A 25,850-nucleotide genomic window follows, 5' to 3' on the forward strand; every position below is an offset into this window, starting at 1 on the left:
TATGGTTTATGCAGGAAGCGAAAGGATTTTACCTTTCCACATTACGTGTAAAAAGGTAAGTGGAGTACACTTGGTAATTGACAGTACATACAAAGGCTGTTTTATGGTTGAGCATGAGTGGCGCAAAGACCTATCCACTTTGATGTCAAAGCTAACGCATAAATTTAGACTAAAGGTTTTATCTGGCGATAGCAATAAAGATGAAAAGACCTTAAGAACGATTTTCTCGCCCAATACAGACATTAGATTTGAGCAAAGCCCCCATCAGAAGCTAGAAGCGATCATCAGTCAACAAAATAATGGAGATAGGGTAATGATGCTCGGTGATGGATTAAATGACGCTGGGGCCTTAAAACAAGCTGATTTTGGCATTGCGCTAACCGATAACATCAATAACTTTACGCCAGGTTGCGATGCCATCCTCAAAGGGAGTGCTTTAAACGAACTGCCAAACTTCTATCAATTGAGCAGAAATGGCCTTCAGATCATTAAAATCAGTTTTGCCATTGCCATTGCTTACAACTGCATCGGTTTATATTTTGCCGTACAAGGAACACTTTACCCGTTGGTAGCAGCTATACTGATGCCAATCAGTACGATTACCATTATCAGCTTTACCACGTTGGCCACTCGGTATTTTGCCCGTAAACATAAACTCAGATGAATATCCTCTATTTTTTAATTGGTTGTAGCTTGGTTATGGCCTTGATTTTTTTAGGTGCCTTTTTCTGGGCCTTAAGAAATGGACAACACGACGATGTGCATACGCCAGGCATCCGTATACTTTTTGATGATGAAGTAGCAGAAGAAGAATCTGATAAAGATCACTTTTCTGAGTAATAGCCATCATCAGCATAGCCAATAACGCTAAATACCTTTGGTGTATAACAAAACACAATATATGCAGTTAGAAAAATTTACCTACGACAACAAGATTGTACGCAATTTTGGACTTGCCACCATGGTTTGGGGCATTATCGGAATGACAGTAGGTCTGCTTGTTGCCATGCAACTGTTTAAGCCAAGCTTAAATATGGGCAACCAGTACACTACATTTGGTCGCATCAGGCCATTACACACCAATGCAGTAATTTTTGCCTTTGTGGGCAACGCCATCTTTATGGGCGTTTATTACTCTTTGCAGCGTTTGCTAAAGGCACGTATGTTCAGCGATGTATTGAGTAAGATCCATTTCTGGGGATGGCAGTTGATCATTGTTTCTGCTGTAATTACCTTACCTCTCGGTTTTACTTCATCACATGAATATGCAGAACTGGAATGGCCAATTGATATTGCCATTACCCTGATCTGGGTGGTTTTTGGAATCAATATGTTTGGTACAATCATCAAACGCAGAGAACGTCATTTGTATGTAGCCATTTGGTTCTACATTGCCACATTTGTAACCATTGCCGTATTGCACATCGTAAATTCATTCCAACTACCAATCTCCTTCCTTAAAAGCTATTACGTTTTTGCAGGGGTACAAGATGCATTGGTACAATGGTGGTATGGACACAATGCGGTTGCATTTTTCTTAACTACACCTTATTTGGGCATGATGTATTATTTCTTGCCCAAAATGGCCAATAGGCCAGTATATTCTTATAAATTAAGTATTCTGCACTTCTGGTCTTTGATCTTTATCTATATCTGGGCTGGCCCACACCACTTATTGTATACTTCCTTACCAGGATGGGCGCAATCATTAGGAGTTGCCTTCTCAATTATGCTGATCGCCCCAAGTTGGGGTGGAATGATCAATGGTTTGTTGACCTTACGTGGTGCTTGGGACAAAGTACGTGAAGATGTAACACTCAAGTTTATGGTGGTGGCCTTAACCGCTTACGGAATGGCCACGTTTGAAGGTCCGATGCTATCGCTGAAACAGATCAATGGAGTAGCCCACTTTACCGATTGGATTGTGGCACACGTACACGTAGGTGCATTAGGCTGGAACGGATTTTTGACCTTTGGTGTTTTATATTGGTTGATCCTCGATTGTATAAAACCGAACTGTATTCGAAGAAGATGGCTTCATTCCATTTTTGGATTGGTACATTGGGTATACTATTTTATGCCGTACCGATGTATTGGGCCGGTTTTACACAAGGTTTGATGTGGAAAGAGTTTACCCAAGAAGGTTTGCTTAAATATCCAAATTTCCTCACTACTACGCTTCAGATCATACCGATGCATGTTTTACGTGCCATTGGTGGGGCTTTGTACCTGGCGGGTGTAATTATAATGACAGTTAACCTTGCCAAAACCATGTTGAGGGCTAAATTGGTAGCCAACGAACCTGCAGAGGCCATGCCTTTGGCCAAAGCGATTGTAGAAACCGACCCGGCAGATAAAAAATGGCACCGTGTGTTGGAACGTAAGCCGATGAAGTTTATGGTGATCTCTTTGATTGTGATTTTGATCGGTGGGATGGTAGAGATGATGCCAACCTTTACCATCCAATCTAATGTGCCAACCATTGCCAGTGTAAAGCCTTATACACCTTTAGAATTACAGGGAAGAGACTTATACATCAGGGAAGGTTGTGTAAACTGCCATACCCAAACCGTTCGTCCGTTTAGATCAGAAACAGAGCGCTATGGCGAATATAGCAAAGCAGGAGAGTTTGTATACGACCATCCATTTTTATGGGGGAGTAAACGTACAGGGCCAGATCTGCATCGCGAAGGTGGAAAATATTCAAATGCCTGGCATTTCAACCATTTATTGGATCCCACCTCAATGTCGCCGGGAAGTATCATGCCACCTTACCCTTGGTTGATTGAACAAAAACTAGATATCAGCACTACACCTAGTAAAATCAGGGCCATGCAGACTTTGGGTGTACCCTATCGGGTTGATTTTGATAAAGAAGCCAACACCAAACTAACGGAACAGGCACAAACCATTGCCAAAGACTTGCAACAGAACAACATCAAGGTAAAAAGTGATAGAGAGATCATCGCCATTATTGCCTATTTACAACGTCTAGGTACAGATATTAAAGCAAATACAACTACAATTCCTTCAAACCAATAATCATGTTTAAACAAATTAAAGACTTAGCTGGAGGCGAATTTTTCTTGATCAGCTCGCTCCTTATATTCATGGTATTTTTTATCCTGGTAACCATCTATCTGGTCAGATTAAACAAACACTACATCAGTTTAATGAGCAATCTACCTATAGAAGAAAATCAAATAGCAGAAAATGAAGAAGATTAACCTAAGTATGGCGATGCTACTTTTTAGTGTAAGTGTTTTTGCCAAGGCCGGAGAAAGTATTGTGCCAACCACAAAAGAACCAAGTATTGGCTTGAGCACCACAGAACTGTTGATCATAGCCCTGTTACTGTTTGCCATTGTATTGCTTTTTGTGGCGACCATGTTGTTTAGGGCATTTAAAATCATGTATAAGGAGAAGCTTAACCCAACTCCATATCATAAATATGAGGCCGAAGCACCCTTGGACTATGAAGAATGGTTGAAACAAAAAAAGACCAAGCCAAATATATGGACCAAGTTGTTGAGCTTAAAGCCCATTGAAGAAGAAAAAAACATGATCATTCCTCATGCCTACGATGGGATTCACGAATTGAACAATCCAGTACCATCATGGTTTAATTTCCTGTTCTACGGAACAATGATCTTTGCCGCAGGTTACCTGTACTATTACCACATTGGCGAGTATGGTGAACGACAAGATACAGCCTATGAAACAGAAATGGTAAAAGCAGCTGAAGACAAAAGAAAATTTCTGTCAAAATCTGTGGGTAATATCGATGAGAATTCTGTAAAGCTTGATCAAGCACAGATTGTAGCTGGTAAAGCAATATTTGATGGCAATTGTATCGCCTGCCATGGAGAGCATGGACAAGGTTTGGTCGGGCCAAATTTAACGGACGAGTTCTGGTTGCATGGTGGAAGCATCAATGAGGTATTCAAGACCATTAAATATGGTGTGCCAGAAAAGGGAATGGTAAGCTGGGAAAAAAGCATGAGCTCAAAAAACATCAGTGAGGTGGCCAATTATATCATGTCGCTACAAGGTAGCAAACCAGCCAATGCAAAGGCACCACAGGGAGAAAAATATGAACCTAAAAGTGTGGAGGATAGTGTGAAAAATGAAAGTAGCCCAAAAAAATAGCACCAATACAACAAAAGGCAGAAATTTTATCTACCCTAAAAAGCCTTCAGGTAAATTATATACCTATCGCAAATGGGTAAGTTATGTGTTGCTTCTATTCTTATTTGCTTGTCCATTTGTAAAGTTGAATGGAGAACAGTTGGTATTGCTGAATTTTATAGAACGCAAGTTTGTATTTTTTGGACTGATTTTTACCCCACAAGATTTTTATCTGTTTGCCTTGGCCATGCTGATATTTATCATTTTCATTGTCTGTTTTACAGTTGTTTTGGGTAGACTTTGGTGTGGTTGGGCCTGTCCACAGACTATTTTTATGGAAATGGTTTTCAGAAGGATAGAATATTGGATCGAAGGGGATGCCAACCAACAGAAAAAGCTAGACGCCCAAGAATGGAATAACGAGAAGGTTTTTAAAAAAGGGACTAAGCATTTTTTGTTTTTGTTGATCTCTTTTTCATCGCCAATACCTTTTTGGCCTATTTGATTGGTTCAGATCAATTGTATAAAATCATTACAGAGCCAGTAAGTGGGCATGTTACAGGTTTTATGTCCATCTGGTTGTTCACCTTTATTTTTTATGGTGTTTTCGCTTATGTGCGTGAGGTTGTTTGTACAGTTATTTGTCCATATGGTCGTTTACAAGGGGTTTTGTTGGATAATCAAAGTCTGATTGTAGCCTATAATGCACAACGTGGCGAACCGAGAGGACATCTACAAAAAAAGGTTGTTGACAATGAAAGAGGAGATTGTATTGATTGTGGCTTATGTGTACAAGTTTGCCCTACCGGGATTGATATCCGCAAGGGAACACAGCTCGAATGTGTAAACTGTACCGCCTGTATCGATAGTTGCAATGAGGTCATGCTAAAGATCAACAAACCTGCTAACCTGATCGGTTTTTACAATCAAGATTTTATCCAAGGCCAAAAACCGTTTAAACTTAGCCTAAAAGCTTATGGTTATGCTGCGGTATTGGTGGTGGTATTGTTTGTGTTTTCTAGTCTGATCTATAAAAGACAAGACGTAGAAACCACGGTGTTGAGGGCAAGTGGAACTTTATATCAGGTTAAAGATGATGGAACAGTAAGTAATCTGTACAATGCAGAACTGATCAATAAGACCAATAAGGCGATCAAATTCGAGTTTAAGTCTCAAGACCAACAGATAGGATTGAATTTATCCAAGTGCCAAGCATTTTACCGAAAGAAGGTACAACACATCTTACTTTCTTTTTGGTTAAAAAATCATCCACAATAAAGAAATACAAAACAGATGTGCAATTTGAAGTAAAGGCCAATGGTAAGGTAGTAAGTACGGCAACAACTACTTTCTTTTCGCAGCCGTAAATGGAGTTGAACTAGAAAATCTAAATATTTTGAATATGAACTGGGGAACAAAAATTGTTTTGGGAATGGTGGCTTTTATGCTATTTATAGTTGCAATGGTCGTTTATATGTTTAGTGTACACGGTAAAGATGCCTTGGTTGATGAAGATTATTACGAAAAAGGAATCAATTACAATCAGGAATATAATGCTCGGCAACAGATGATAGACGATAAAGCAGAGCCAGTGATCACCATCAATGATAGTCAGCTTATTATCCAATTAAAAGATAGTGCCAGTTACGAATTGAAATTAATGCGCCCAGCATTGGCAAAGGACGATATGAAAGTGAATGGGACAACTGTTGGAGATGCCAATCTGATTTTATTGAACCATAAAGGCATGCACAAAGGGATGTGGTTCTTAGAACTGAAATGGAACAGCCACAATAAGGTCTATCTATTTAAAAAGAACATCACGCTGTGAGCAATTTACCCTTGGCATTTTTAATGGGTTTACTAGGAAGCTTACATTGTGCCGTAATGTGCGGTCCATTGATGTTAAGTTTGCCTATTCAACGAACCAGTTATTTCCGTTCGGCCCTACAATTGTCAGCTTATCAGTTGGGTAGGGTATTGGTTTATACTTTATTGGGTCTAATGGTCGGTTGGATAGGAAATAGCTTCAGTGTTTTTGCTAGTCAAGAAAGTTTAAGTTTGATAATTGGTATCATCTTGGTTTCATTTACCCTTGTGCAATTAAGTGGTCATTATAGCAAAAACTTAAATAAGCTCCAATCAAAAATGGTCAATCCTATTAGCAAATTAATGGGTAAGCTTTTTGGACTGCCATTTTGGGGATTTTTTGCAGGAATGTTAAATGCATTGATTCCTTGTGGAATGGTCTATTTGGCACTTTCTACTGCGTTAAATACAGCAAGTATACAAGGTGGAGCAACATTTATGTTCCTCTTTGGTTTAGGTACAACACCATTAATGTTGATGATCTCTTTAGGTGGAATCTACCTTAAAAGATATATCCGTTTCAATACCCAAAAAATGGTGCCTTGGTTTATGCTATTTATGGGTGCTTTGTTTATTTTACGTGCGTCAGCACTGGGTATTCCATTTCTGTCTCCCAATAATGATACGCATGTACATGGCAAAGTAGAGCTATGTAAATAGTCTCAATCTTCAGATTCCTGTCATCTAATCTTATTGAATAGGAATATCGGGAAAAGTCGATATATATTTGTGCTATGGATCAAGTAGAGTTGTTCAAAGCACTTTCTAATAAAACCAGGCTACAGATTTTAGGTTGGTTAAAAGAACCTGAAAAGCATTTTCCAGAACACAAGACCAATTGTGCCTTTAATGGCGTTTGTGTAGGTCTTATTCAAAAGAAATCAGGTTTAACACAGTCTACCGTATCAGAGTACCTGTCTATTTTACAGCGTGCAGGCCTAGTTACGGCAACCAGAATGGGGCAGTGGACCTATTACAAACGAAATGAACCCGCTTTTGAAGCTTTGAGCAACCTCGTGGCATCCGAATTATAATTACATTTATGAGCACAAAACAATTATCGGTACTTCCTTATTCGGTGTTAGTCTGGCTACAGTTGTAGAAGGTAAGACACCTACAGATACATTTAAAAATAGCGCCATCTTAGCGCAGCATACAGAACAATTGGGCTACCAGCGCTATTGGTTGGCCGAACACCACAACATGATCAGTGTGGCCAGCTCGGCTACAGCCGTATTGATCGGCCACATTGCAGGGCAGACCAAAACAATCAGGGTAGGTTCTGGAGGGGTGATGTTGCCCAACCACTCGCCATTGATAGTGGCAGAGCAGTTTGGTACATTGGCTACTTTATATCCAGATCGTATTGATTTGGGTTTGGGGAGGGCACCTGGAACCGATCAATTGACAGCGATGGAAATTAGAGGCGAAAGATTTGCCGCTCCACATAACTTTCCGCAAGACATATTGAAACTGCAACGGTATCTTTCGAACAACAATAGTGAAAGTAAGGTGAGAGCTATCCCTGGTGAAGGGACAGAAGTGCCAATTTGGATCTTAGGGTCTAGTACTGAAAGTGCGCACTTAGCGGCCTCTTATGGTTTACCTTATGCTTTTGCCAGTCATTTTGCCCCCGCTTATTTTTTAGAAGCCATTACAATCTATAGACAAAACTTTCGGCCCTCGGCTTACCTGAAAGAGCCTTATGTGATGTCTTGTGTAAATGTGATTGCTGCGGATACAGATGAAGAAGCAGAAAGATTATCAAGTTCTTTAAAACAGGCCTTTTTAGGGATTGTAACCAATAAACGGAAACTGTTACAGCCACCCGTAGATAATATGGATGAGATATGGGATATGATGGAGGAAGAAGCGGTTAATCAGATGTTGGCCATTTCTTTTATTGGCGGACCAGAGAAATTAAGCACCCAGTTGAAATCTTTCTTGGCACAAACCCAAATTGATGAGATCATGATCACTTCAAATATTTATGATCAAGACGCAAAATTGTATTCACATCAGCTTTTTGCAGAAATAGTGAAGAGAGGATAAATTAGTAAACTAAGTACACGGTTTGTGGGAACACAAACCGTGGATATTTTAGTTTGTTAAGATGCGGATTGGGTTGCTCAATAACTTATGGATAGGGCATTTGTCGGCAATCTGCATTAAACGTAGTCTTTGTTCATCTGTGATTGGTCCAGTAAATTCAATTTTTCTGCTAATGGTGGTCTCTTTGCTCATTTCTTCTTCTTTGCAGATGGCCAGATCAATTTTAATGGATTCTAAAGGCATTTCTTTTCTATCTGCATACATTCTAATGGTAATTGCAGTACAACTACCTAAGCTGGCCAAAAGTAAGGCACCTGGGGCCATTCCTTCATCAGTACCACCTAGTTCTGCTGGTTCATCCGCATAGATCAAATGTCCGCCTGCATATACCTTGGTTTTATATTTTGATCGGTCAAGTTCTGTAATTGCTGTAATCAATGTGCTGCTCATATTTGTATATTTAATGCCTAAATTTGCTGTAAACATAATATAAAATGGAAGAAAAAAACGAAGCACAACAACGATTATTGATTTTTCAGTCATTTAAGGGAAAAGAATTGAACATTCTCCTTCGCATTTTATGAACTGGTTAAAACCTACATTGATAAGTGCAGAAAGAGGAGAGTTGTACTGTAGCTACGTGGTGCGAAAAGAAATGACCAATCCATATGGCATTTTACATGGTGGCATTACAGCCGGAATTATAGATGACCTAATTGGTGCAACGGTATACACTTTGGGGTTGAGCGCACGTTATACTACTGTAAATAACAACATCGATTATTTTGCACCTGCCAATGAAGGTGATGTGATCACTGCCAAAACAGCTATTGTTAAACAGGGAAGGGCAATCATCAACCTACAATGCGAAGTGTTTTTGCCTTCTAAAGACCGCTTCATTGCCAAAGGCTACTCTAATATGTTGAATATCGGGTAGTTGGTTTTAAATTTGAATACGATTTATTGTTCTAAATTTAACTTTGGCTAAACATTTTATAAAGAGATTTGTTATCATATCATCACCCCTAAACCTATGGCCATGTTAAACGATTATTTAAACCTACAGTTTGATGTTAAAGGCAAGACCTTTAAAGGATTCTGCATGAGGATCCACGATGATTTTCATTTGACCTACGCAGTGATTTTAGAAGATTGTCATTCTTTTTGTATCTGGTTGGATGATAAGACTTCGAAATGGCGTTCGTCTAAATTTACAAATTTAGACGCTGGTGTATTGGATCAGATCATTGATAGGCTTGTAGATAAAGAACAAGAAAATTACCTTACGGTATCTTAATAATTAGATCAAATTAAAAAGGCCTGTATCATCGATGATACAGGCCTTTTTTGCCTTATAATAGAAAAGATTAGGCGCTTTGTCCAAAAAACAAATAGGCCAAACCAATTGCCGTACAAACACCAACCAAGTCTGCCAACAACATTGCCCCAACCGCATATCTCGTATTTTTAATGCTTACTGAGCCAAAATATACGGCAATAACATAAAATGTGGTATCGGATGCACCCTGAAAAATACCAGATAATTTGCTGGCAAAAGAATCGGCACCATAGGCAGTCATGGTATCAACCATCATTCCTCTGGCCGCGCCACCACTTAATGGTCTGATCAATGCCGTTGGTAGGGCCTCCACAAAGCGGGTATCTGCTCCTAAAAAGGCAAATGTATTTTTAATGCCCAAGATCACTACATCAAAAGTACCACTGGTCCTTAACATGCTAATGGCCACCAACATTCCTACCAAGTAAGGGATGATTTTAACAGCAGTTTCGAAACCATTTTTTGCTCCATCAATAAAAGCATCAAAAACATCAATCTTTTTGTAGATACCACCAAGAACGATCAGGAGAAAAACAAGTAGGATAAGACCATTGCTCAATACGCCAGAAAATTGTTTGATCCCATCGGCATTCAATGAGGTAACATACCATACCAATAGTGCAATGATCAATGAGATACTCAATATCCAACCTATAATAACGGGTTGAAAAAGATTGATTTTCTGTTTAAAGGAAACGATCAGCATGGCAGCCATGGTTCCTACAAAGGTTACAATTAAGCAGGGGATAAAAACATCTGTTGGATCAGATGCATTTTGAGAAGCACGTATCGCAATTACACTAACGGGAATCAAGCTCAAGCCTGCCGCATGCAAACATAAAAACATGAGCTGTGAGTTGCTTGCCGTATCTTTATTGGGATTAAGCTCTTGAAGACTTTCCATGGCCTTTAATCCAAAAGGGGTAGCCGCATTATCTAAGCCTAATAAGTTGGCAGAAAAATTCATCGATGATGTGTCCCATTGATGGATGCCCTTTTGGGATATCTGGAAATAGCTTAGAGAAAAATGGGCCTACAATCCTTGACAATAAACGGATACCACCTGCCCGCTCGGCAATACTCATGAAACCCATGAACAGAGCAAGAATTCCAATAAGCTTTAGACAAAGTTCTACCGATGTCCAGCAAGTTTCGATGATCCCATTCACCTTTGTTAAATTGGTTGGGTCGTCTGCTTTGCCTACAACCATCCAGCTAAAAATATCGGTTTGTCCAAAAAAGAAACATTTAATACAGGCTACAACAATTGCAACAATGATAAAGCCTGACCAAATTCTACTTAATGCCATGTGTTTTTAAATTTTGATGATGAATGTAGTATTTTTTTTAAAGCAATTTTCCATTTTGGAAAGATAAAATCAGCTGGTCGTTATCAAATAATTCAAAATGAGCATTTTGGTATAAAATGATCTCTCCTTTTACCTTTAACTGAGCTGAAGTGTAGATTTGATAGGCATCGCAAAAGCTGAGGTCGCCGATATCTTGTATGCTATAAGTTTTGGTGGTGCTATAGCCATCAGCAACTGGGCATTCCTCATAATTGATGCCTATGCTCACCTCAATTCCATCTAACATGAGTTGGTGGATCAAGATATGAAAGATCTGTTTGTTGTTCTTCGGGATGGAGAAGTAATTATTGAGATCTTGTTGTTCGAAGCTTTTTGTAGCAATGGCATGTAGGCCTGCCAATATGGATGCAAAATAATAGCTTCTGATTTCCTGTTTCTCAAAATCGGCTGCCAGGCCTCCTGCCTCTATCAGTATGGTAGCTGTTCCGGCTTTTTGAAAATTATCGCCAAAAGCACGAGGTTCAAATTCGTCATCAAATAGGCCTATGTGTTTTGGAATGATAGGATCAAGGTGTTTGAACATCTCTGCAATCACCAGCATGGCATTCTTACGAGTTTGGTCGATGCTCAGTTCCTCATCTATAGCAGGTGCAAGAAAGGATAGGGTAGCAGGTTTTAAAGTTTTGGTTACACTCCATAAAGTAAGCTGATCATGTAAGTTAAAACCAAAATCGGGTTGGATCTGTGCCCTGCATTGTTTCAAAATCTTTGCTTCGGGCGAACATTCTTTTAAAAAGTCTCTGTTGATATCGATCTGTTGGGCATTTCTTCTGGTAAAGACAGCAGCTCCATCAGGATTGACCATCGGGATGAAAAACAGCTGGCAGTTTTCAGTTAGGAGTTTTACATATTCATTGTCGCCTTGTAAAAAGTTAAATAGATCAAACAGAGCCATGGTTCCAGTCGCTTCATCGCCATGCATCTGACTCCAAAGCATGATTTTGGTTTTACCTTTTCCCCATTTAACTAGATTGATGCTGTTGTTTTTAACAGAATTGCCCAAATGAACCATTTCAAATGCTGCAGGGAGTTCTTGAAGCAATCTGATCACATCGGCATGTTTGAAAAATCGGTTTTGTAATTGCGCTGCTTTAAAGTCGTCGTAATGGTCGAGGATAGGTTTAAGATCCATTTAGGTTTTGGCTAAAATAAAAATCGTCATTGTAAGGATGAAGAAACGATCTGGGTAGACTGTTTCGGCAATTGTTCCTTACAATGACGAATTTAATGAATTTATGCTATACGTTAAGGTTTATCGTCTGTTAACTCAAATCCCCAAGTTTTACCTTTTTCAGTTGCCGGAATACCACCAACCATCCAAACTGGTGCTTTGGCCCCTTTAAGGTAGTGGTCAAAGAATTGTTGTTCGCGGATCTGGATATCTTTTCTGTTTTGACGCTGTACCAAGTTGTGCGCTTCGTTATTGTAGTTTAACAACCAAACTGGCTTGCCTAAACGTTTTAAGCCTGTAAACATTTCAATACCTTGGTACCAAGGCACAGCTCCATCTGCATCGTTTGCCATTACCACTACTGGTGTAGTTACTTTAGGGAAGTTAAACAATGGAGAGTTTTCGATATACAACTCTGGTTTTTCCCATAGGGTTGCACCAATTCTACTTTGGGTCTTCTCATATTGGAATTGTCTGTTCATTCCACTTTCCCAACGGATACCGCCATAAGCAGAAGTCATGTTTACTACTGGAGCACCAGCCCAAGCTGCAGCATACATATTGGTTGCCGTAATTAAGTGGGCCACTTGATAACCACCCCAGCTTTGACCTTGGATACCGATCTTAGTACCATCAACCCAAGCATTTTTCTTTAAGCTCTCTACACCCGAATTGATATATTCTTCGGCAGATTTACCTGGATGGCCAGTCTCATAGCTGATGTCTGGTGTGAAAACCAGATACCCATTACTTACAAAATAAGGAATGTTCAAACGAGATGGGGTAGGTGATGGTGCATTGTAGGTAAATAATCCGTCGGTTAGTTTCTCGTAGAAATAAACGATCATCGGATATTTTTTGGTTGGATCAAAGTTTTCTGGTTTGTATAAAATACCCTCAGATTTGTAGCCTTTAGGTGTAGTCCATTTTACCAATTCTGCAGTACCCCAATTGTAGTTAGCCTGTTGTGGGTTGGTACTGCTTAATTTAACTGCGGTTTTAAGGTCTTTAGATACATATACATCAGGAGAGTTTACATAATCTCCTTTGTCGTAGATATAGATTTCTGCATCTTTTGCTTTCACTACGTTAGAGTACTTTGCAGGAGACATGATGATCAGTTCAGGATTTTTACTGTCGTTGATCGCTTTGCGATAGAAACCATTTTCTTTGGTTGCATTGTTTACCGCATCTAACAACAACACATCCTTTTTGGTAAAGAACCTAAATTCTGGGTTGGTTCTTTCTACACGGAAAGTAAGGTTGTTTTGTCTTCCAAAGCTATTGGTAATATTTTTAGGGGCTGTTTTACCATCAGGAGAGAATTGCCAAATGTCGTAACGATCATATAACAAAACAGCTTTGTCGTCTTCTGTCCATCCAGCAATTCCGTAACTATTTGGTTCATCGGGCACATCGTTCTCTTCATCATAGAACTTCACAGCCATACCTGTATTCAGGGTAGTGATTTTTCCTGTGGCTACCTGATAGGTATTCCAAAGCATTTTTTTCTTATCGTAATAAATAATATAGTTACCATTAGGCGATGCTGAAGCACTACCACCTAAGCTTTCCAATATTTTTTTACGATCACCTGTTTTTACGTCAACCAAGTAATAATCTCTTAGCGAACTGCCTGTCCATTGAGATGGGATACGGTTACCATAATCTGTAGAGGCCAATACAAAACTGGCATTACCTTCGTTTACCAAACTTGCATCTGGTAATTTGATGTCGGTTAAAGGAACGATCTTAGGATCGGTTCCATAGATATCGATTGTGGTTAAAAAGCTTCTTTTCGAATCGCGGTCAGCATTTTTTAACTGCATTGGTTGCAGGTAATCATCTTTATAACCCCAGATGTCTAATTTGGCATTTTCGAAATCTATTAGCGTGGTATCTTTTGGCTTTTTGATAGGAGCAATGCCGAAAAACAATCTGTTTCCGTCTTTGCTAAAGTTCAATCTTCCATCGCCACTTACCGCAAATTTTGCAGGCATACCTGGCATATCACCATCCACCAAAATCTGCGCGGTATCTAAGGTCAATGAATTATAATATACGTTAAAGTCTTTGATTTCTGCTTTTTCAGGACTTGTTTCGCCTAAAAATGCCAAGTGCTCACTTTCATCATCAAAAATAAAGCCTTTAAAATTGCCTCTACCTTTAACCAATGATTTTAAAGCACCCGTTTCAGTGTTTAATAAAAATACACCTTGTGGTGCAGTTTTGTCTTTTTTAGAGCCGCTAGCTGCAAAAACCATTTGTTTACCATCTTTGCTAAAACTATAATCGGTTACAAATTTAAAAACACGCTCTACACCTGTAGTAAGGTTTTTAAGGATTAGGTCAGTTCCTTCTTTGGCTGCACTTGCACCTGGTGCATCGTCATCAGCAAAATAATCTTGGTCGTCATTTTTTACTTCCGTACTTGCTGGTGCAGCAGGTCTAGCTTTTTTGCTGGTATCTAATGCTTTCTCAAGGTTATAGGCCAATAAAGCAGCACCATTTTCTGGAAACTTAAATGATTTTACTCTAGGTATCTTGGTTATGGCCAAGGTGGTTAAGTTGGCTATGCCCAAAGTATCTTTGGTCATATCGTCTGGTTTTTTCTTTTTGATCTTAGCCATTCTGGTGTCTTTGTACCAAGGTTTAATGGCAAAAGCAGCGAATTTAGAATCTGCACTGAACTGTGCAAAACTTGCCCTAGAAATTTTGATTTTTTTGCGGTCAATGTTTCTTGGAAGTACAGATTGGCATCGCCTTCTTGTTGATTTACGGCATAAGCAGCCCAAAGGCCGTTATTGGTGAACTGTTTTGCACCAACAGATTCCCAGGTGTCGTATACAGAATGGTCTAATGGTTTTTTTTGAGCGTATGCTACACTAGCAAACAATAAAAAAAGTAAGATTAGTTTTTTTTGCATGGTTTAAAATAAATTGAGGTTTGGCCTTATTGAAATTTAAAAATTGCAAATTTTATGCATAAAACCACTATTTGTACGTCAAATTTTACAAATGATTAAATATTTTTATTTAATCATAAAAAATTAAACTGTACTAATGATCAGATAAAAGGCATTGATGATGTATGGTTTTGGAAATTTTGAGGCATAAAAAAACCGCAAATGAAGTTTGATAGTTCATTTGCGGTGATATAAAATCAAGGATGATTATTTGCCTTTTTTCTCTTGTGTTTTGGCTTGAGCCTGTGTACGCATGTAATCGTCTAAACGCGCCTGAAATTTAGATTTCTTTTTCTCACTTGCAGGTTTTGTTTTGTTCTCTTGTAAAATGGCATGGATTTTTTCATCGTTTACCATTTTTCTGATCAAGAACTGCTGTAAGAAGGTTAACATGTTGGCCAAGAAGTAATAATAGTTCAGACCAGATGGGTAACTGTTCAATACCCCTAAGAAAATGATCGGCATGATGTAACCAATATATTTCATCTGTCCGGTTGCACCAGAGATCTGATTGTTGAAATAAGTATAGATCAACGTAGAAATCGTCATCAAGATACACATCAAACTCAAGTGATCGCCAATGAAAGGAATGGTGAAACCAAATTTGATGAAATCATCATAAGTTGATAGACTTTTCATCCATAAGAAACTTTCGCCTCTTAACTCAAATAAGTTAGGGAAGAAGAAGAAGAAGGCCATTACAAATGGTAACTGTAGCAACATCGGCAAACATCCTCCTAATGGATTAACGCCTACCTTTTTGTAGAGTTTTAAATATTCTTGTTGCAATAATGTTGCGTTATCTTCGCCTACTTTGGCCTTGATCTCATCCATTTCTGGTTTTAAGACCTCATTTTGGCCATTGAAATGTACGATTTGTAGGTTAATGGCGACATGGCCAGTTTCAACAAAATCGTCAATACTAGGATGATCGAATCCATAACCCCAGTTAAAGCTTTCCAGTAATTTAAATACAGGCAATACAATCCATCTGTTGATGTATTTTAATGGCCAGTAGCCCATGTCAACCTGTTTCTCGATCTCTTGGCCCTGTGCTTTTAAAGCATCGAACTTATTGGTTCCGAAATAGAATTTCATGGCATAACTCTGCGAAGCCAATTGGGCAAATGGCAATTGCATATTTGCACCATACCATTTGATCAATCCTGGTTCTGTGCTGATTTTCACCTCTAGGTTTCCTTTCTCAAAAGGAACCTGTGGAATTAATACTGCAGAGAAAAATTGTTGTTTAAAGGAGAACCATTCAATTTTACCTTCTTTCAGTTCTTTTTTCTCGTCTTTACCGATACCTAAATGGTCAGGATTTTTTTCTAGATATTTAAAGTAAGGTGCAGCGTGTTCTTGTTCTTTTTTTGCCGATTTCTCTTGCTCTAACAAGGTTGCTTCCCAGTTTAAGGTCACATTGTTTCCTTGTACAACTGCGTTTAAACCATTGAGGTTGATGTTGAAATCAACGTTGTTACTGTTTGGTTTGAGGTTATAAACAAACTCAATGTATTTATCGGCATTGTAATTTGCACGCATGCTAATGCCCGAAGCTGTTTGGGTAGGCGTAAAATAAAGGCTGTTGGTATTTACCATCTTGCCATTGATATTCAGGTTCAGACCGAACTTGTTATCATTGCCATCAAACAAGATTACTGGCTTGCCAGTGTAAGTTTTTTGGTTTTTAACTTGAACACTTAAGATCTTGCCACCCAATGTGCTAAAAGTCAATTTTAAGTTTTCGTTTTCTAAAACCGAAGTTGTTGCAGTACCATTGATATTGGCGCCAAAAGGACCTGCTAAAGTAGTAGAGTCTGGTTTTGTTGGAGCTGTTGGGGTTGCTACGGCTGCTGCCGCTGGTTTAACTCCAGCTTTTTTAAGAGAATCGGCTGTGATCTTTTCTCTTTCTTTTTTCATATCAGCCTCGCTAGGCTTCATCAAAAAAACAGCTCCTCCTAAAATAACCATGATCAGGAACAGACCTGTGAATGTATTTCTATCCATTATGATGTTTTAAACTTGTATTATATTGTTTTCTTTTTGGCGTGCTCCATTGCAGCGGCGACAAATTTAACAAAAAGTGGGTGAGGATTAGCAACTGTTGACTTTAATTCTGGATGAAATTGTCCACCAACGAAAAAAGGATGGTTTTTCAACTCTACGATTTCTACCAATTTACTGTCTGGATTGATCCCAGAAGCAATCATTCCGGCTTCTTCGTATTGTGCTAAATATTTGTTATTAAATTCATAACGGTGTCTATGTCTCTCGGTAATATGCTGTTTTCCGTAGGCAGCATAGGCTTTTGTGCCTTTTTTGATATCGCATGGATAAGCACCTAAACGCATGGTTCCGCCTTTGGTGGTGATGCTTTTTTGATCTTCCATCATGTTGATTACCTGATGCTCGGCAGTATCGTTGATTTCTGTAGTGTTGGCATCTTTTAAGCCCAAAACATTACGTCCGTATTCAATTACCGCACACTGCATCCCTAAACAGATCCCAAAGAAAGGAATTTCATGCTCCCTTACGTATTTGATCGCTTCGATCTTACCTTCGATTCCACGGCTTCCGAAACCTGGCGCTACCAAAACACCTTGTAGATGGCTCAATTTCTCTTTTACGTTATCAGGATAGATGCTTTCTGATGGAATATATTCTACACGTACTTTACATTCGTTTTTGGCACCTGCATGGATAAATGCCTCTGATATTGACTTGTAAGCATCTGGTAATTCTACATATTTACCTACCAGGCCAATTTTAACTTCGGCGGTTGGGTTTTTTAAACGACCTAAGAAATCTTTCCAGCTTTCCATATCTGGTTCGTGTTTGGCAGGTAGTTTTAATTTGCTCAATACTGTTTTGTCCAATTGTTCTTTCATCATCAACAAAGGCACGCTATAGATAGACGATGCATCGATAGATTCGATTACTGCATTGATGTTTACGTTACAGAACAAGGCAATTTTTTTACGGATATCACTACTGATGTGGTGTTCGGTACGGCAAACCAAAATGTCTGGTTGGATACCATATTCTAACAAAGCTTTAACCGAGTGTTGTGTTGGTTTGGTCTTTAATTCGCCAGCTGCTGCTAGGAACGGAATCAATGTCAAGTGGATCACAATGGCATTGCTCGAACCTTCTTCCCATTTAAACTGACGTACAGCTTCAATAAACGGAAGTGATTCGATGTCGCCAACGGTACCACCTAATTCGGTGATCACGATATCATAGTTTCCACTGTCGCCAAGGATACGCATGTTGCGTTTGATCTCGTCGGTAATGTGGGGTACAACCTGTACCGTTTTACCTAAATAATCTCCCTGTCTTTCTTTATTGATCACATTTTGGTAAATACGACCAGTAGTGATGTTGTTGGCCTGAGAAGTTGGTGTATTCAAAAAACGCTCGTAGTGACCAAGGTCTAGATCTGTTTCAGCTCCATCTTCGGTTACATAACATTCGCCGTGCTCATAAGGATTTAATGTGCCTGGATCGATGTTGATATAAGGGTCGAATTTTTGGATGGTTACACGATAACCTCTTGCCTGTAAAAGTTTGGCCAATGAAGCGGAGATGATGCCCTTACCTAATGAGGAAGTAACACCGCCCGTAACAAAAATATACTTAGTCATGTTTGTGAGTTTGTGAAATTAATCGGGCTGTGATTGCCTTTTTAATTGCTTTTGTACGGGATACAAAGTTACACAAAAATCTGGTTTTAACAGTTTATTCGCTAAATATTTTTTGAGGTTGATAGGAGCTTGATAAAGATTGGCTTATGGTGTTAACGAAAGAAAAATGAAGATGAAAACCTGATTATCTATTGGTTTATCTATAGATTTTCTTCCTAAAAACAGAAAGGACGCAACTTTTTTTGAAGAGCTGGGGATATTATATTTCAAAAAAAATGTCCAGACAAAGCTGGACATTTTTTAAATGTTACCACATTTTATTTTTCTATCATTTTGTAATAGCGAACGTAGTCTATTTCCATTTTTTGAGGGAAGATGGTGTCATCTATACCTTGTGCACCACCCCAATCGCCACCAACAGCAACATTCAGCAACAGGTGGAACCTTTTGTCAAATGGCCATACCTTATAACCAGTGCCTTCATTGGCAAATTCAAAAACCATTGCGTTGTCGTAATAACCACGTACTGCATAAGGAGTCCAGTCTACACGGTACACATGGAAGGCTGTACTGGCATCAGGAATTAATTTTGTACTGGTTTTTTGCGTATTGATCTTGAAGTAATAAGCTTCTGTATGGGTGGTGAAATGTACATTGTTCTGGTCATAACCTACATGCTCCATAATGTCTATCTCTCCAGATTTTGGCCAGTCGCCATAAGATCGATCGGTAGGCAACATCCATATAGCAGGCCAGGTTCCTCTTCCAGATGGTAATTTTGCTTTCACCTCTATGCGGCCATACAATACATCCATCTTGTTTCTGGTTACAAGTCTGGTAGAAGTATAAGCCATGCCACTCATGTTTTCTTTTCGCGCAATAATTGATAGTTTACCATCAGCAACGCTGACGTTGTTGATCGAATTGGTATAATATTGCTTTTCGTTGTTTCCCCAACCTGATCCACCAAGGTCGTAGTCCCATTTGGAATCGAGCGGCAAACCTGTATAATCAAATTCGTCGGCCCAAGTAGGAGTGGCCTCAAAACTCCATTGTTTGTCTACGATCTCTACAGGTTTTGGGGGAGTAATAATGATATCATCCTCCTTTTTTGTGGAACAAGATTGACATGATAAGATACAACTTGCTGAGAGCGCAATAAAGTAATATAACTTTTTGAACGGTTTAACCATCTTTTCTTGAGTTAATTTACTGTCTGGCCATAGACCAGACAGTAAGGTGTTTCTTATTTAAATTCAAAATCATCGATAAAGAAGATACCTGGGTGAGGATGTCCCTCGCCACCTAATTGTACCACAATCTTATCGTATAATGTTTGTGCAGAAGAACCTGAATAATCAAATTCCAACTGGATCCATGTATTGTATTGCGAAGGTAGAATGGTTTTCACGATCTCAATCTGTGTTTGCCATGCATTACCACCAAGCAATGAGTTTTGAAGTTTAACGGATACAGTCGGTTTAACTTTGGTAAAATCATTTCCACTTGGAATAAATACTTTCATTCTGATCTTGTTCTTTGTGGTTAGGTCAAAACGATAAGGCAAAGTAACATTTAAATTGCCATATTGGCCATCATCGCCGGTACGTTTTTCGTAATATCCAACTTTAGCAGAGGTATTTAATGGGAACTTAGACGGATTGTCGTAAGATCTAATAAAATCCATGTTTTCTGCAGTCCAGGTAATGTTCGAAGTGGTCTGGAAATCGTCACTTAGATCAGCGGCTTGCATCGGTTTTTGTACTGGAGGTACAACTGGTCTAACATAGCCTTTTCTGATCAGTTTTAAATACCAGGCATTGCCTGCATTTGATTTGTCCAAACACCTTAACCACATTTCATCCTCAGTGAGTGAGAGGATCTGATATTGTGAAACGCCTAAATAATAAGATATAAAACCATTGTTACTAATGGTGATGTACTTATTGCCATTGATGGTGGTTACCAACCAAGTAAGGTTGGTTGCTGGGGTATAACTAACGTTTGGATCAACAGTGCCCACAGGGCCACCAATACCCGGTGCATTTGATGCATTGGCAAATGTGGTTCCATTGTTGGCATAAGTATATTTTAATCCATTCATGTTAAAGATCATCTCATCATCGTAAAAGCCTAAACCAGCTTTCTCATTTGGACCAGCTTGGTACCAATCTGGGAACTGTGATGTAATTGGCCCCACACCCAAATGTCCGGGTTGTGTTTGATCGATCACTCAAGTTTTGCCTGTTGGATTGCCCAAACCACCAGATAAGGTAGTAAATGCTGGATCTGTTAACATGGCAGGGTTTGTTGCAGCTATGGTTACGGTTTTTGTGGATGATGCGTAACCACCATCAGTTACAATGGTTAATTTAACGGTATAATTGCCAGCTAAAGGGTACGATGCTTGTACGTCGTTTCCTTCAGCAGTTGCTCCATTTCCAAAATCCCAGAAGGCTCTAAAACCTGGGGATTCGTTTTTGAAGTTAATGATATTGGCATTGGTACTTGTTGGTGTGTTGCTAAACTTAACCTGTTCTGAAGTAGGAGCAACGCCAAGGTCTTTGACGGCATCGTCCTTTTTACAAGCACTGATCAGGGTGAACATCAAACATAAACTGAGCCAGATTGATGTTTTTATTGTGTTTTGAATTGATTTCATTTTTTGAATGATTAATAACCTGGATTTTGTTTAATAACTCCTTTAGTAACATCGATTTCAGATTGTGGAATAGGTAAGTATTCACTTTTGTTAGCTTTGTAACCAAGAGGGCCTAAAACGGCCAAAGCTCTGCCTGTACGTACCAAGTCAAAAAAGCGATGTCCTTCTGTTGCCAATTCCAATCTGCGTTCGTTGTAGATGTTGTCTAATGTTGCTGGCACAGATGCCAAACCAACCCTTGCCCTAACGGCATCCAACAATTCTTTAGCTCTTGCAGGGTTACTACCACTTTTAACCAATGCTTCTGCTTGCATCAGATAAGTGTCGGCCAATCTGATTTCGATTTCATTGATAGGCCAATTTTGTTCTGCTACACCCAAAGTTGAGCGATAGGCTTTTAATGGCGCGTATTTCTTGATGAAATAATCGGTGTTTTGGTAACGGGCATTGTAGGTAGCACCAGCAGCTTTTAAAGCAGCGCCATCAATAATCGTAGCCGCAAAACGAGGGTCATTTTTTAAGGCATTTACCAAATCTAATGTTACTGGACAAAAACCCCATCCGCTAGAATAAGTATCGCCATTATAGGTATCCATGCCAATAAATTGAGTGGCTACATTACCTTCGCCACCGTTGATTCATCCCCAATCGCCCCAAGCTGCATTATTTGAATGAGGGATTTCTAAGATAGATTCGACGTTGAATTTATTTGCAGGATCAAAAATGTCTGCATAATTGGTCATTAACCTATAACCATAAGCATTGCCAGTTCTGTTTACATCTTCAAATAAAGTAATGGCTTCACTCAGTTTGGCATTGTCGTTTTGATACAATAAAACTTTACCCAATTGTGCTTTTGCAGCACCCTGGGATGTTCTGCCTTTTTCTGCAGCCGAAACAACAGCAGGTAGGCCAGCAATTGCGTCTCTCAAGTCTTTTTCTATCTGCGCATAGATTTGTGCTGGGGCCGATTGTTTCTGTGTGTACAATTCTGCAGTTGGTAATGAAGTAGTGATCAAAGGAACATTACCAAACCATCTTACCAGGTCAAAATAGAAATAGGCCCTTAAAAACTTAGCTTCTGCAATTGCTCTTGTTTTAAAAGAAGCAGATAGGGTAGTCGATTTATCAATTTTGCTTAATATCAAGTTGGCACGATTGATCCCGCTATAGTTTTTGTTCCACAAACCACCCTGTGGGCCAACAAATGAACTTAAGTTAAAATTATCATATGCAACCCATCCTGGTTGATCCGCGGCATTACTACCACCTGCCCAACAATCGTCAGAAGCAGCACTCAACAAAGGCATCTTCATGGTATATCCACCGGTTGTACCCCATTGCATTACATCGTAAACTGCAATAACGCCTTGCATTACTTCTTTTTCATTTTTGTAGAAATTGTCTTCTAGTGTTGTTCCTTTTGGGGTTAATTCTAAAAAATCTTTCTTACATGATACAAAAATCTGCATCATCGCAACTATTGCGATCGTGCTTTTTATATATTTATTTTTCATCATTTTAATTATTAAAAACCAACATTTATACCCGCAAAATAAGTTCTTGCTTGTGGATAAAATCCACGATCTACACCATAACTGCCACCACCGATCTCTGGGTCAAAGCCTGTATATTTGGTAATGGTCAATAGATTGTTTGCCATTACATAAAATCTGATTTTGTTGATACCTGCCTTTTGAGTTAGTTTGTTAGGTAGGGTATAACCAACCTGTAATGTTTTGATCCTGAAATAAGAACCATCTTCTATAAATAGGCTCGAAACCCTACTATAGTTTTCATTGGTGTCGTTTAAGGTTAACCTAGGTATTTTATTGCTTGTTCCTTCGCCAGTCCATCTATTTAAGATAGCAGTGCTATAGTTTGAAGTTGGTAGGTCAAATCTTCTTGTTGCATTGAATATCTGATTACCAGCAATGCCAGTACCTAATAAAACCATGTCAAAACCTTTGTACGCTGCATTTAATGTAATGCCATAGGTGAAATCTGGAGTTGGATCACCAATGATATCTCTATCGTTAGGGTCGATTGATCCATTACCATTTACATCAAGAAACTTAATGTCACCTGGTTTGGCATTTGGCTGGATCAAACCGCCAGCACTGTTTTTATAATTGTTGATCTCTGCTTGGTTTTGGAACAAACCATCGCTTCTATAGCCATAAAATGAACCGATGGCATGGCCAAGTTTGGTACGTGTTACCTCTAAGTTTTGAGGAGTAACAGTTTGTCCACCCAAAAATTCTTTGTCGGCACCTAAATAAACGATGTTGTTTTTTACAAATGATCCATTGGCAGCAACCCTAAATGAAAAATCGCCGATTTTTTTATTGTAGCCTAGCTCTAACTCAAAACCAGAGTTTTCTAGATCTGCAATGTTACCAATTGGACCGTTGTTACCTACATAACCAGGTACAGCAATCTGCAACAACATACCCGTAGTTTTCTTTTTGTACCAGTTTGCAGTTAAGCTTACATTGTTAAATAAAGTTGCATCTAGGCCAATATCAGTAGATGATGTTTCTTCCCATCTTAGATCTGGATTAGATAGTGCATCTGGACTAACACCAATGTTTAAGCCCGCACTGGTGCCCAAAGTATAGTTTCTGCCACCACTTACAGTAGATAGGTATCTAAAATCACCAATATTGTCATTACCTGTTACACCATATGAACCTCTAAGCTTTAAGAAATTAACATATTTGTTTTGAGGGAAAAAGCTTTCTCTAGTGATTACCCAACCTGCAGATGCAGAAGGGAAGTAACCGTATTTGTTATTCGGACCAAAACGCGAAGACCCATCTCTACGGATGATACCAGTGAATAAATATTTTTCGTCGTAATTATAAGTTAAACGAGCAAATGCTGAGTTCAATGTATTGAGATACTCAGAACCGCCAGCATCACGGTTTTCTCTAGCTACGGCAAATCGTAAAGAAGCGTCTTTAAGATTGTCTACAGGTAGGTTTTGATAGGTTGCACTTTGTCCTTCACCTTTGTTTTTCTGTGCAGAATAACCTAATAACGCAGTGAAATTGTGTTTTTGGATTGATCTATTATAGCTAACGGTATTTTCTAACGACCAAAACAGACCTCTGTTAAGGTTTCTGTTGTAAGAATTTACAAGTACACTAAATGTTGGACTTAAATAATGTACAGGGGTAAAGCCTTGGCCACCATAAAATGCCAGATCGACTCCGCCTTGTGACCTTACTTTTAATCCTTTGATAATTTCTGCTTCTACGTATACATTACCTACAACTTTGTCAGACCATCCATTACCTTGTGCCACAGCTAATGCAGCTAAGGGATTTAAGATTTCTGATTGAGCAATGGTAGATATCCCGTAAGGTAGGCCTTGCGAGTTTCTTACTACTGGATTTGTACTGTATGGGCTTGCATTGATTTTGGCAGGATCAGTTTCGATAATAGGAGTTAATGGATCCATATTGATCGCTCTGCCAAGTGGCGAACCATATTCGCTATTGGTACTTACACCTACAGAATTGGTACGGGTGTAACCAATAGTCTGTCCAAATTTAATGGCTTTGGTGATTTGGTGGTCTGAATTGAAACGTGCGGTAAATCTTTTATATTTCGAATTACTTGTAGCCACAATACCATCTTGATCAAAATAGCCGAAAGAACTGTAATAAGTAGATTTTTCATTGCCACCGCTAATGCTGAGCTCGTGGTTTTGGATTTTTGCACTGTTATTGAACACTGCTGCTTGCCAATCTGTACCCACGCCATATTGAGATGGATTAGGAAAACGAGGTGCGGCAATATTTGGGTTTGCTGTTAACTGTGCCTCGTTATAAAGTGTAGCGAACTGTGTAGCATTTAGCAGGTCTAATTTTCTAGAAGGTGCCTGCGTACCTAGATAAGTGTTGTAGTTAACGCTCATCTTTCCATTTTTATTTCCTCTTTTTGTAGTGATGATGATAACACCATTTGCTGCTCTTGCACCATAGATGGCTGCAGAAGCGGCATCTTTTAAAACCTCGATAGACTCGATGTCGGCTTGGTTAAGGTAGTCTATACCACCACCAACTTGCACACCATCAACCACGAATAAGGCATCACTGTTATTAATGGAAGTTGTACCCCTGATTCTTAGGGTAGCACCTTCACCTGGTTGACCAGAACTAGAAGTAATAGTTAAACCCGATGTTCTGCCTTGTAAAGACTGCTCGACACGTGTAACTGGCATGTTCTCTAGGTCTGATGCTTTTACTTGAGAAATAGCTCCAGTAACTATACTTTTCTTTTGTGTACCGTAGCCAACTACCACTACTTCGCCCAAGCCACTCGTTTGTTCGGTCAATACAATACTGATGGGTTGGTTGTTGTTAACTGTAAATGTTTGGGTTTCCATGCTTATCTGTGAAAAGACTAGCACTGAACCTGGTTTTGGAACTTTTATTCGGAAAGCACCATTTTGGTCGGTGGCAACCCCTATTTTTGTTCCCTCAATTTGGACCGATACCCCAGGTATGGGTAATCCATCACTTTTGGAAATTACTTTTCCCGATACATCTATCTCCTGTGCCCAGACACTGGCAGAAAAAAATAGGGAAAACAGCAAAAGAATGAACGTAGATTTTCCTTTCATAACAAATAAATTAA

26 protein-coding genes and 1 pseudogene are annotated in these 25,850 nt (G+C 39.1%); 13 read left to right on the forward strand and 14 right to left on the reverse strand.

Annotated elements, in window-relative coordinates; translation table 11 throughout:
• The first annotated feature begins 1 nt into the window (after position 1).
• The 11 genes and pseudogenes from ACFJIZ_RS04155 (at position 2) to ACFJIZ_RS04205 (ending at position 8,049) form a co-directional block, all read left to right on the forward strand.
• Positions 2-664 carry an HAD-IC family P-type ATPase gene (locus tag ACFJIZ_RS04155; protein ID WP_379090927.1) on the forward strand — a complete coding sequence of 221 codons (663 nt, stop codon included), beginning with the start codon at positions 2-4 and terminating at the stop codon, positions 662-664.
• Positions 661-840 carry a cbb3-type cytochrome oxidase assembly protein CcoS gene (gene ccoS / locus ACFJIZ_RS04160; RefSeq protein ID WP_379090929.1) on the forward strand — a complete coding sequence of 60 codons (180 nt, stop codon included), beginning with the start codon at positions 661-663 and terminating at the stop codon, positions 838-840. The genes ACFJIZ_RS04155 and ccoS overlap by 4 nt, the downstream gene beginning before the upstream one ends.
• A 61-nt stretch (positions 841-901) precedes the next feature.
• Positions 902-3,042: pseudogene (ccoN, locus tag ACFJIZ_RS04165) on the forward strand (cytochrome-c oxidase, cbb3-type subunit I).
• 2 nt (positions 3,043-3,044) lie between these two features.
• On the forward strand, positions 3,045-3,227 hold the full coding sequence (locus tag ACFJIZ_RS04170) for a hypothetical protein (protein ID WP_379090931.1): 183 nt from the start codon (positions 3,045-3,047) through the stop codon (positions 3,225-3,227).
• Positions 3,214-4,149 (forward strand): cbb3-type cytochrome c oxidase N-terminal domain-containing protein, encoded by a 936-nt coding sequence (locus ACFJIZ_RS04175; RefSeq protein ID WP_379090933.1) that lies wholly within the window; start codon positions 3,214-3,216, stop codon positions 4,147-4,149. Before ACFJIZ_RS04170 ends, ACFJIZ_RS04175 begins: the two co-directional genes overlap by 14 nt.
• A complete protein-coding gene (locus tag ACFJIZ_RS04180) occupies positions 4,127-4,633 on the forward strand; it encodes a 4Fe-4S binding protein (RefSeq protein WP_379090935.1) in 507 nt (168 codons plus the stop codon). Before ACFJIZ_RS04175 ends, ACFJIZ_RS04180 begins: the two co-directional genes overlap by 23 nt.
• Positions 4,621-5,406 (forward strand): 4Fe-4S dicluster domain-containing protein, encoded by a 786-nt coding sequence (locus ACFJIZ_RS04185; protein WP_379090937.1) that lies wholly within the window; start codon positions 4,621-4,623, stop codon positions 5,404-5,406. Before ACFJIZ_RS04180 ends, ACFJIZ_RS04185 begins: the two co-directional genes overlap by 13 nt.
• A 124-nt stretch (positions 5,407-5,530) precedes the next feature.
• A complete protein-coding gene (locus tag ACFJIZ_RS04190) occupies positions 5,531-5,959 on the forward strand; it encodes a FixH family protein (protein WP_379090939.1) in 429 nt (142 codons plus the stop codon).
• A 23-nt stretch (positions 5,960-5,982) separates the two neighbouring features.
• Entirely contained in the window at positions 5,983-6,657 is a 675-nt protein-coding gene (locus ACFJIZ_RS04195; protein WP_379090941.1) for a sulfite exporter TauE/SafE family protein, read from the forward strand.
• Positions 6,658-6,731: 74 nt separating this feature from the next.
• Positions 6,732-7,031, forward strand: a complete 300-nt coding sequence (locus ACFJIZ_RS04200; protein ID WP_379090943.1) for an ArsR/SmtB family transcription factor — start codon at positions 6,732-6,734, stop codon at positions 7,029-7,031.
• 52 nt (positions 7,032-7,083) lie between these two features.
• The gene (locus tag ACFJIZ_RS04205; protein WP_379093882.1) at positions 7,084-8,049 is read left to right on the forward strand and encodes an LLM class flavin-dependent oxidoreductase; all 966 of its coding nucleotides are present in this window, start codon (positions 7,084-7,086) and stop codon (positions 8,047-8,049) included.
• 48 nt (positions 8,050-8,097) lie between these two features.
• On the opposite strand, the gene ACFJIZ_RS04210 is transcribed toward ACFJIZ_RS04205, so the two are convergent.
• A complete protein-coding gene (locus ACFJIZ_RS04210; protein WP_379090945.1) occupies positions 8,098-8,499 on the reverse strand; it encodes an OsmC family protein in 402 nt (133 codons plus the stop codon).
• 130 nt (positions 8,500-8,629) lie between these two features.
• Here ACFJIZ_RS04210 and ACFJIZ_RS04215 point away from each other — a divergent pair, with 130 nt between their 5' ends.
• Complete coding sequence (locus ACFJIZ_RS04215; RefSeq protein ID WP_379090947.1) at positions 8,630-8,986, forward strand: PaaI family thioesterase; 357 nt, start codon at positions 8,630-8,632, stop codon at positions 8,984-8,986.
• Between the two features lie 102 nt (positions 8,987-9,088).
• The gene (locus ACFJIZ_RS04220) at positions 9,089-9,346 is read left to right on the forward strand and encodes a hypothetical protein (protein ID WP_379090949.1); all 258 of its coding nucleotides are present in this window, start codon (positions 9,089-9,091) and stop codon (positions 9,344-9,346) included.
• Positions 9,347-9,416: 70 nt separating this feature from the next.
• Here the strand turns inward: ACFJIZ_RS04220 and ACFJIZ_RS04225 are convergent, their stop codons facing one another.
• The 13 genes from ACFJIZ_RS04225 to ACFJIZ_RS04285 form a co-directional block, all read right to left on the reverse strand.
• Complete coding sequence (locus ACFJIZ_RS04225) at positions 9,417-10,355, reverse strand: nucleoside recognition domain-containing protein (RefSeq protein ID WP_379090951.1); 939 nt, start codon at positions 10,353-10,355, stop codon at positions 9,417-9,419.
• Positions 10,321-10,698, reverse strand: a complete 378-nt coding sequence (locus ACFJIZ_RS04230) for a hypothetical protein (RefSeq protein WP_379090953.1) — start codon at positions 10,696-10,698, stop codon at positions 10,321-10,323. Before ACFJIZ_RS04230 ends, ACFJIZ_RS04225 begins: the two co-directional genes overlap by 35 nt.
• A gap of 37 nt (positions 10,699-10,735) precedes the next feature.
• Positions 10,736-11,890 (reverse strand): M14 family zinc carboxypeptidase, encoded by a 1,155-nt coding sequence (locus ACFJIZ_RS04235; protein ID WP_379090955.1) that lies wholly within the window; start codon positions 11,888-11,890, stop codon positions 10,736-10,738.
• A 113-nt stretch (positions 11,891-12,003) separates the two neighbouring features.
• On the reverse strand, positions 12,004-14,559 hold the full coding sequence (locus tag ACFJIZ_RS04240; RefSeq protein WP_379090957.1) for a prolyl oligopeptidase family serine peptidase: 2,556 nt from the start codon (positions 14,557-14,559) through the stop codon (positions 12,004-12,006).
• Positions 14,523-14,855, reverse strand: a complete 333-nt coding sequence (locus tag ACFJIZ_RS04245) for a hypothetical protein (protein ID WP_379090959.1) — start codon at positions 14,853-14,855, stop codon at positions 14,523-14,525. Before ACFJIZ_RS04245 ends, ACFJIZ_RS04240 begins: the two co-directional genes overlap by 37 nt.
• A gap of 246 nt (positions 14,856-15,101) precedes the next feature.
• Complete coding sequence (yidC, locus tag ACFJIZ_RS04250; protein ID WP_379090961.1) at positions 15,102-16,904, reverse strand: membrane protein insertase YidC; 1,803 nt, start codon at positions 16,902-16,904, stop codon at positions 15,102-15,104.
• Positions 16,905-16,924: 20 nt separating this feature from the next.
• On the reverse strand, positions 16,925-18,541 hold the full coding sequence (locus tag ACFJIZ_RS04255) for a CTP synthase (RefSeq protein WP_379090963.1): 1,617 nt from the start codon (positions 18,539-18,541) through the stop codon (positions 16,925-16,927).
• 317 nt (positions 18,542-18,858) lie between these two features.
• Entirely contained in the window at positions 18,859-19,734 is an 876-nt protein-coding gene (locus ACFJIZ_RS04260; RefSeq protein WP_379090965.1) for a family 16 glycosylhydrolase, read from the reverse strand.
• 53 nt (positions 19,735-19,787) lie between these two features.
• Positions 19,788-20,774, reverse strand: a complete 987-nt coding sequence (locus ACFJIZ_RS04265) for a hypothetical protein (RefSeq protein WP_379090967.1) — start codon at positions 20,772-20,774, stop codon at positions 19,788-19,790.
• On the reverse strand, positions 20,775-21,203 hold the full coding sequence (locus ACFJIZ_RS04270; protein ID WP_379090969.1) for a PKD domain-containing protein: 429 nt from the start codon (positions 21,201-21,203) through the stop codon (positions 20,775-20,777). It abuts the gene before it with no gap.
• An 11-nt stretch (positions 21,204-21,214) separates the two neighbouring features.
• Positions 21,215-21,799 carry a RagB/SusD family nutrient uptake outer membrane protein gene (locus ACFJIZ_RS04275; RefSeq protein WP_379090971.1) on the reverse strand — a complete coding sequence of 195 codons (585 nt, stop codon included), beginning with the start codon at positions 21,797-21,799 and terminating at the stop codon, positions 21,215-21,217.
• Between the two features lie 42 nt (positions 21,800-21,841).
• Positions 21,842-22,720: a RagB/SusD family nutrient uptake outer membrane protein gene (locus ACFJIZ_RS04280; RefSeq protein ID WP_379090973.1), complete on the reverse strand. Its 879-nt coding sequence runs from the start codon at positions 22,718-22,720 to the stop codon at positions 21,842-21,844.
• Positions 22,721-22,731: 11 nt separating this feature from the next.
• On the reverse strand, positions 22,732-25,836 hold the full coding sequence (locus tag ACFJIZ_RS04285) for a SusC/RagA family TonB-linked outer membrane protein (RefSeq protein WP_379090975.1): 3,105 nt from the start codon (positions 25,834-25,836) through the stop codon (positions 22,732-22,734).
• Positions 25,837-25,850 lie beyond the last annotated feature (14 nt).

This window comes from Pedobacter sp. UC225_65 (genome assembly GCF_042698365.1).
Taxonomy (GTDB): domain Bacteria; phylum Bacteroidota; class Bacteroidia; order Sphingobacteriales; family Sphingobacteriaceae; genus Pedobacter.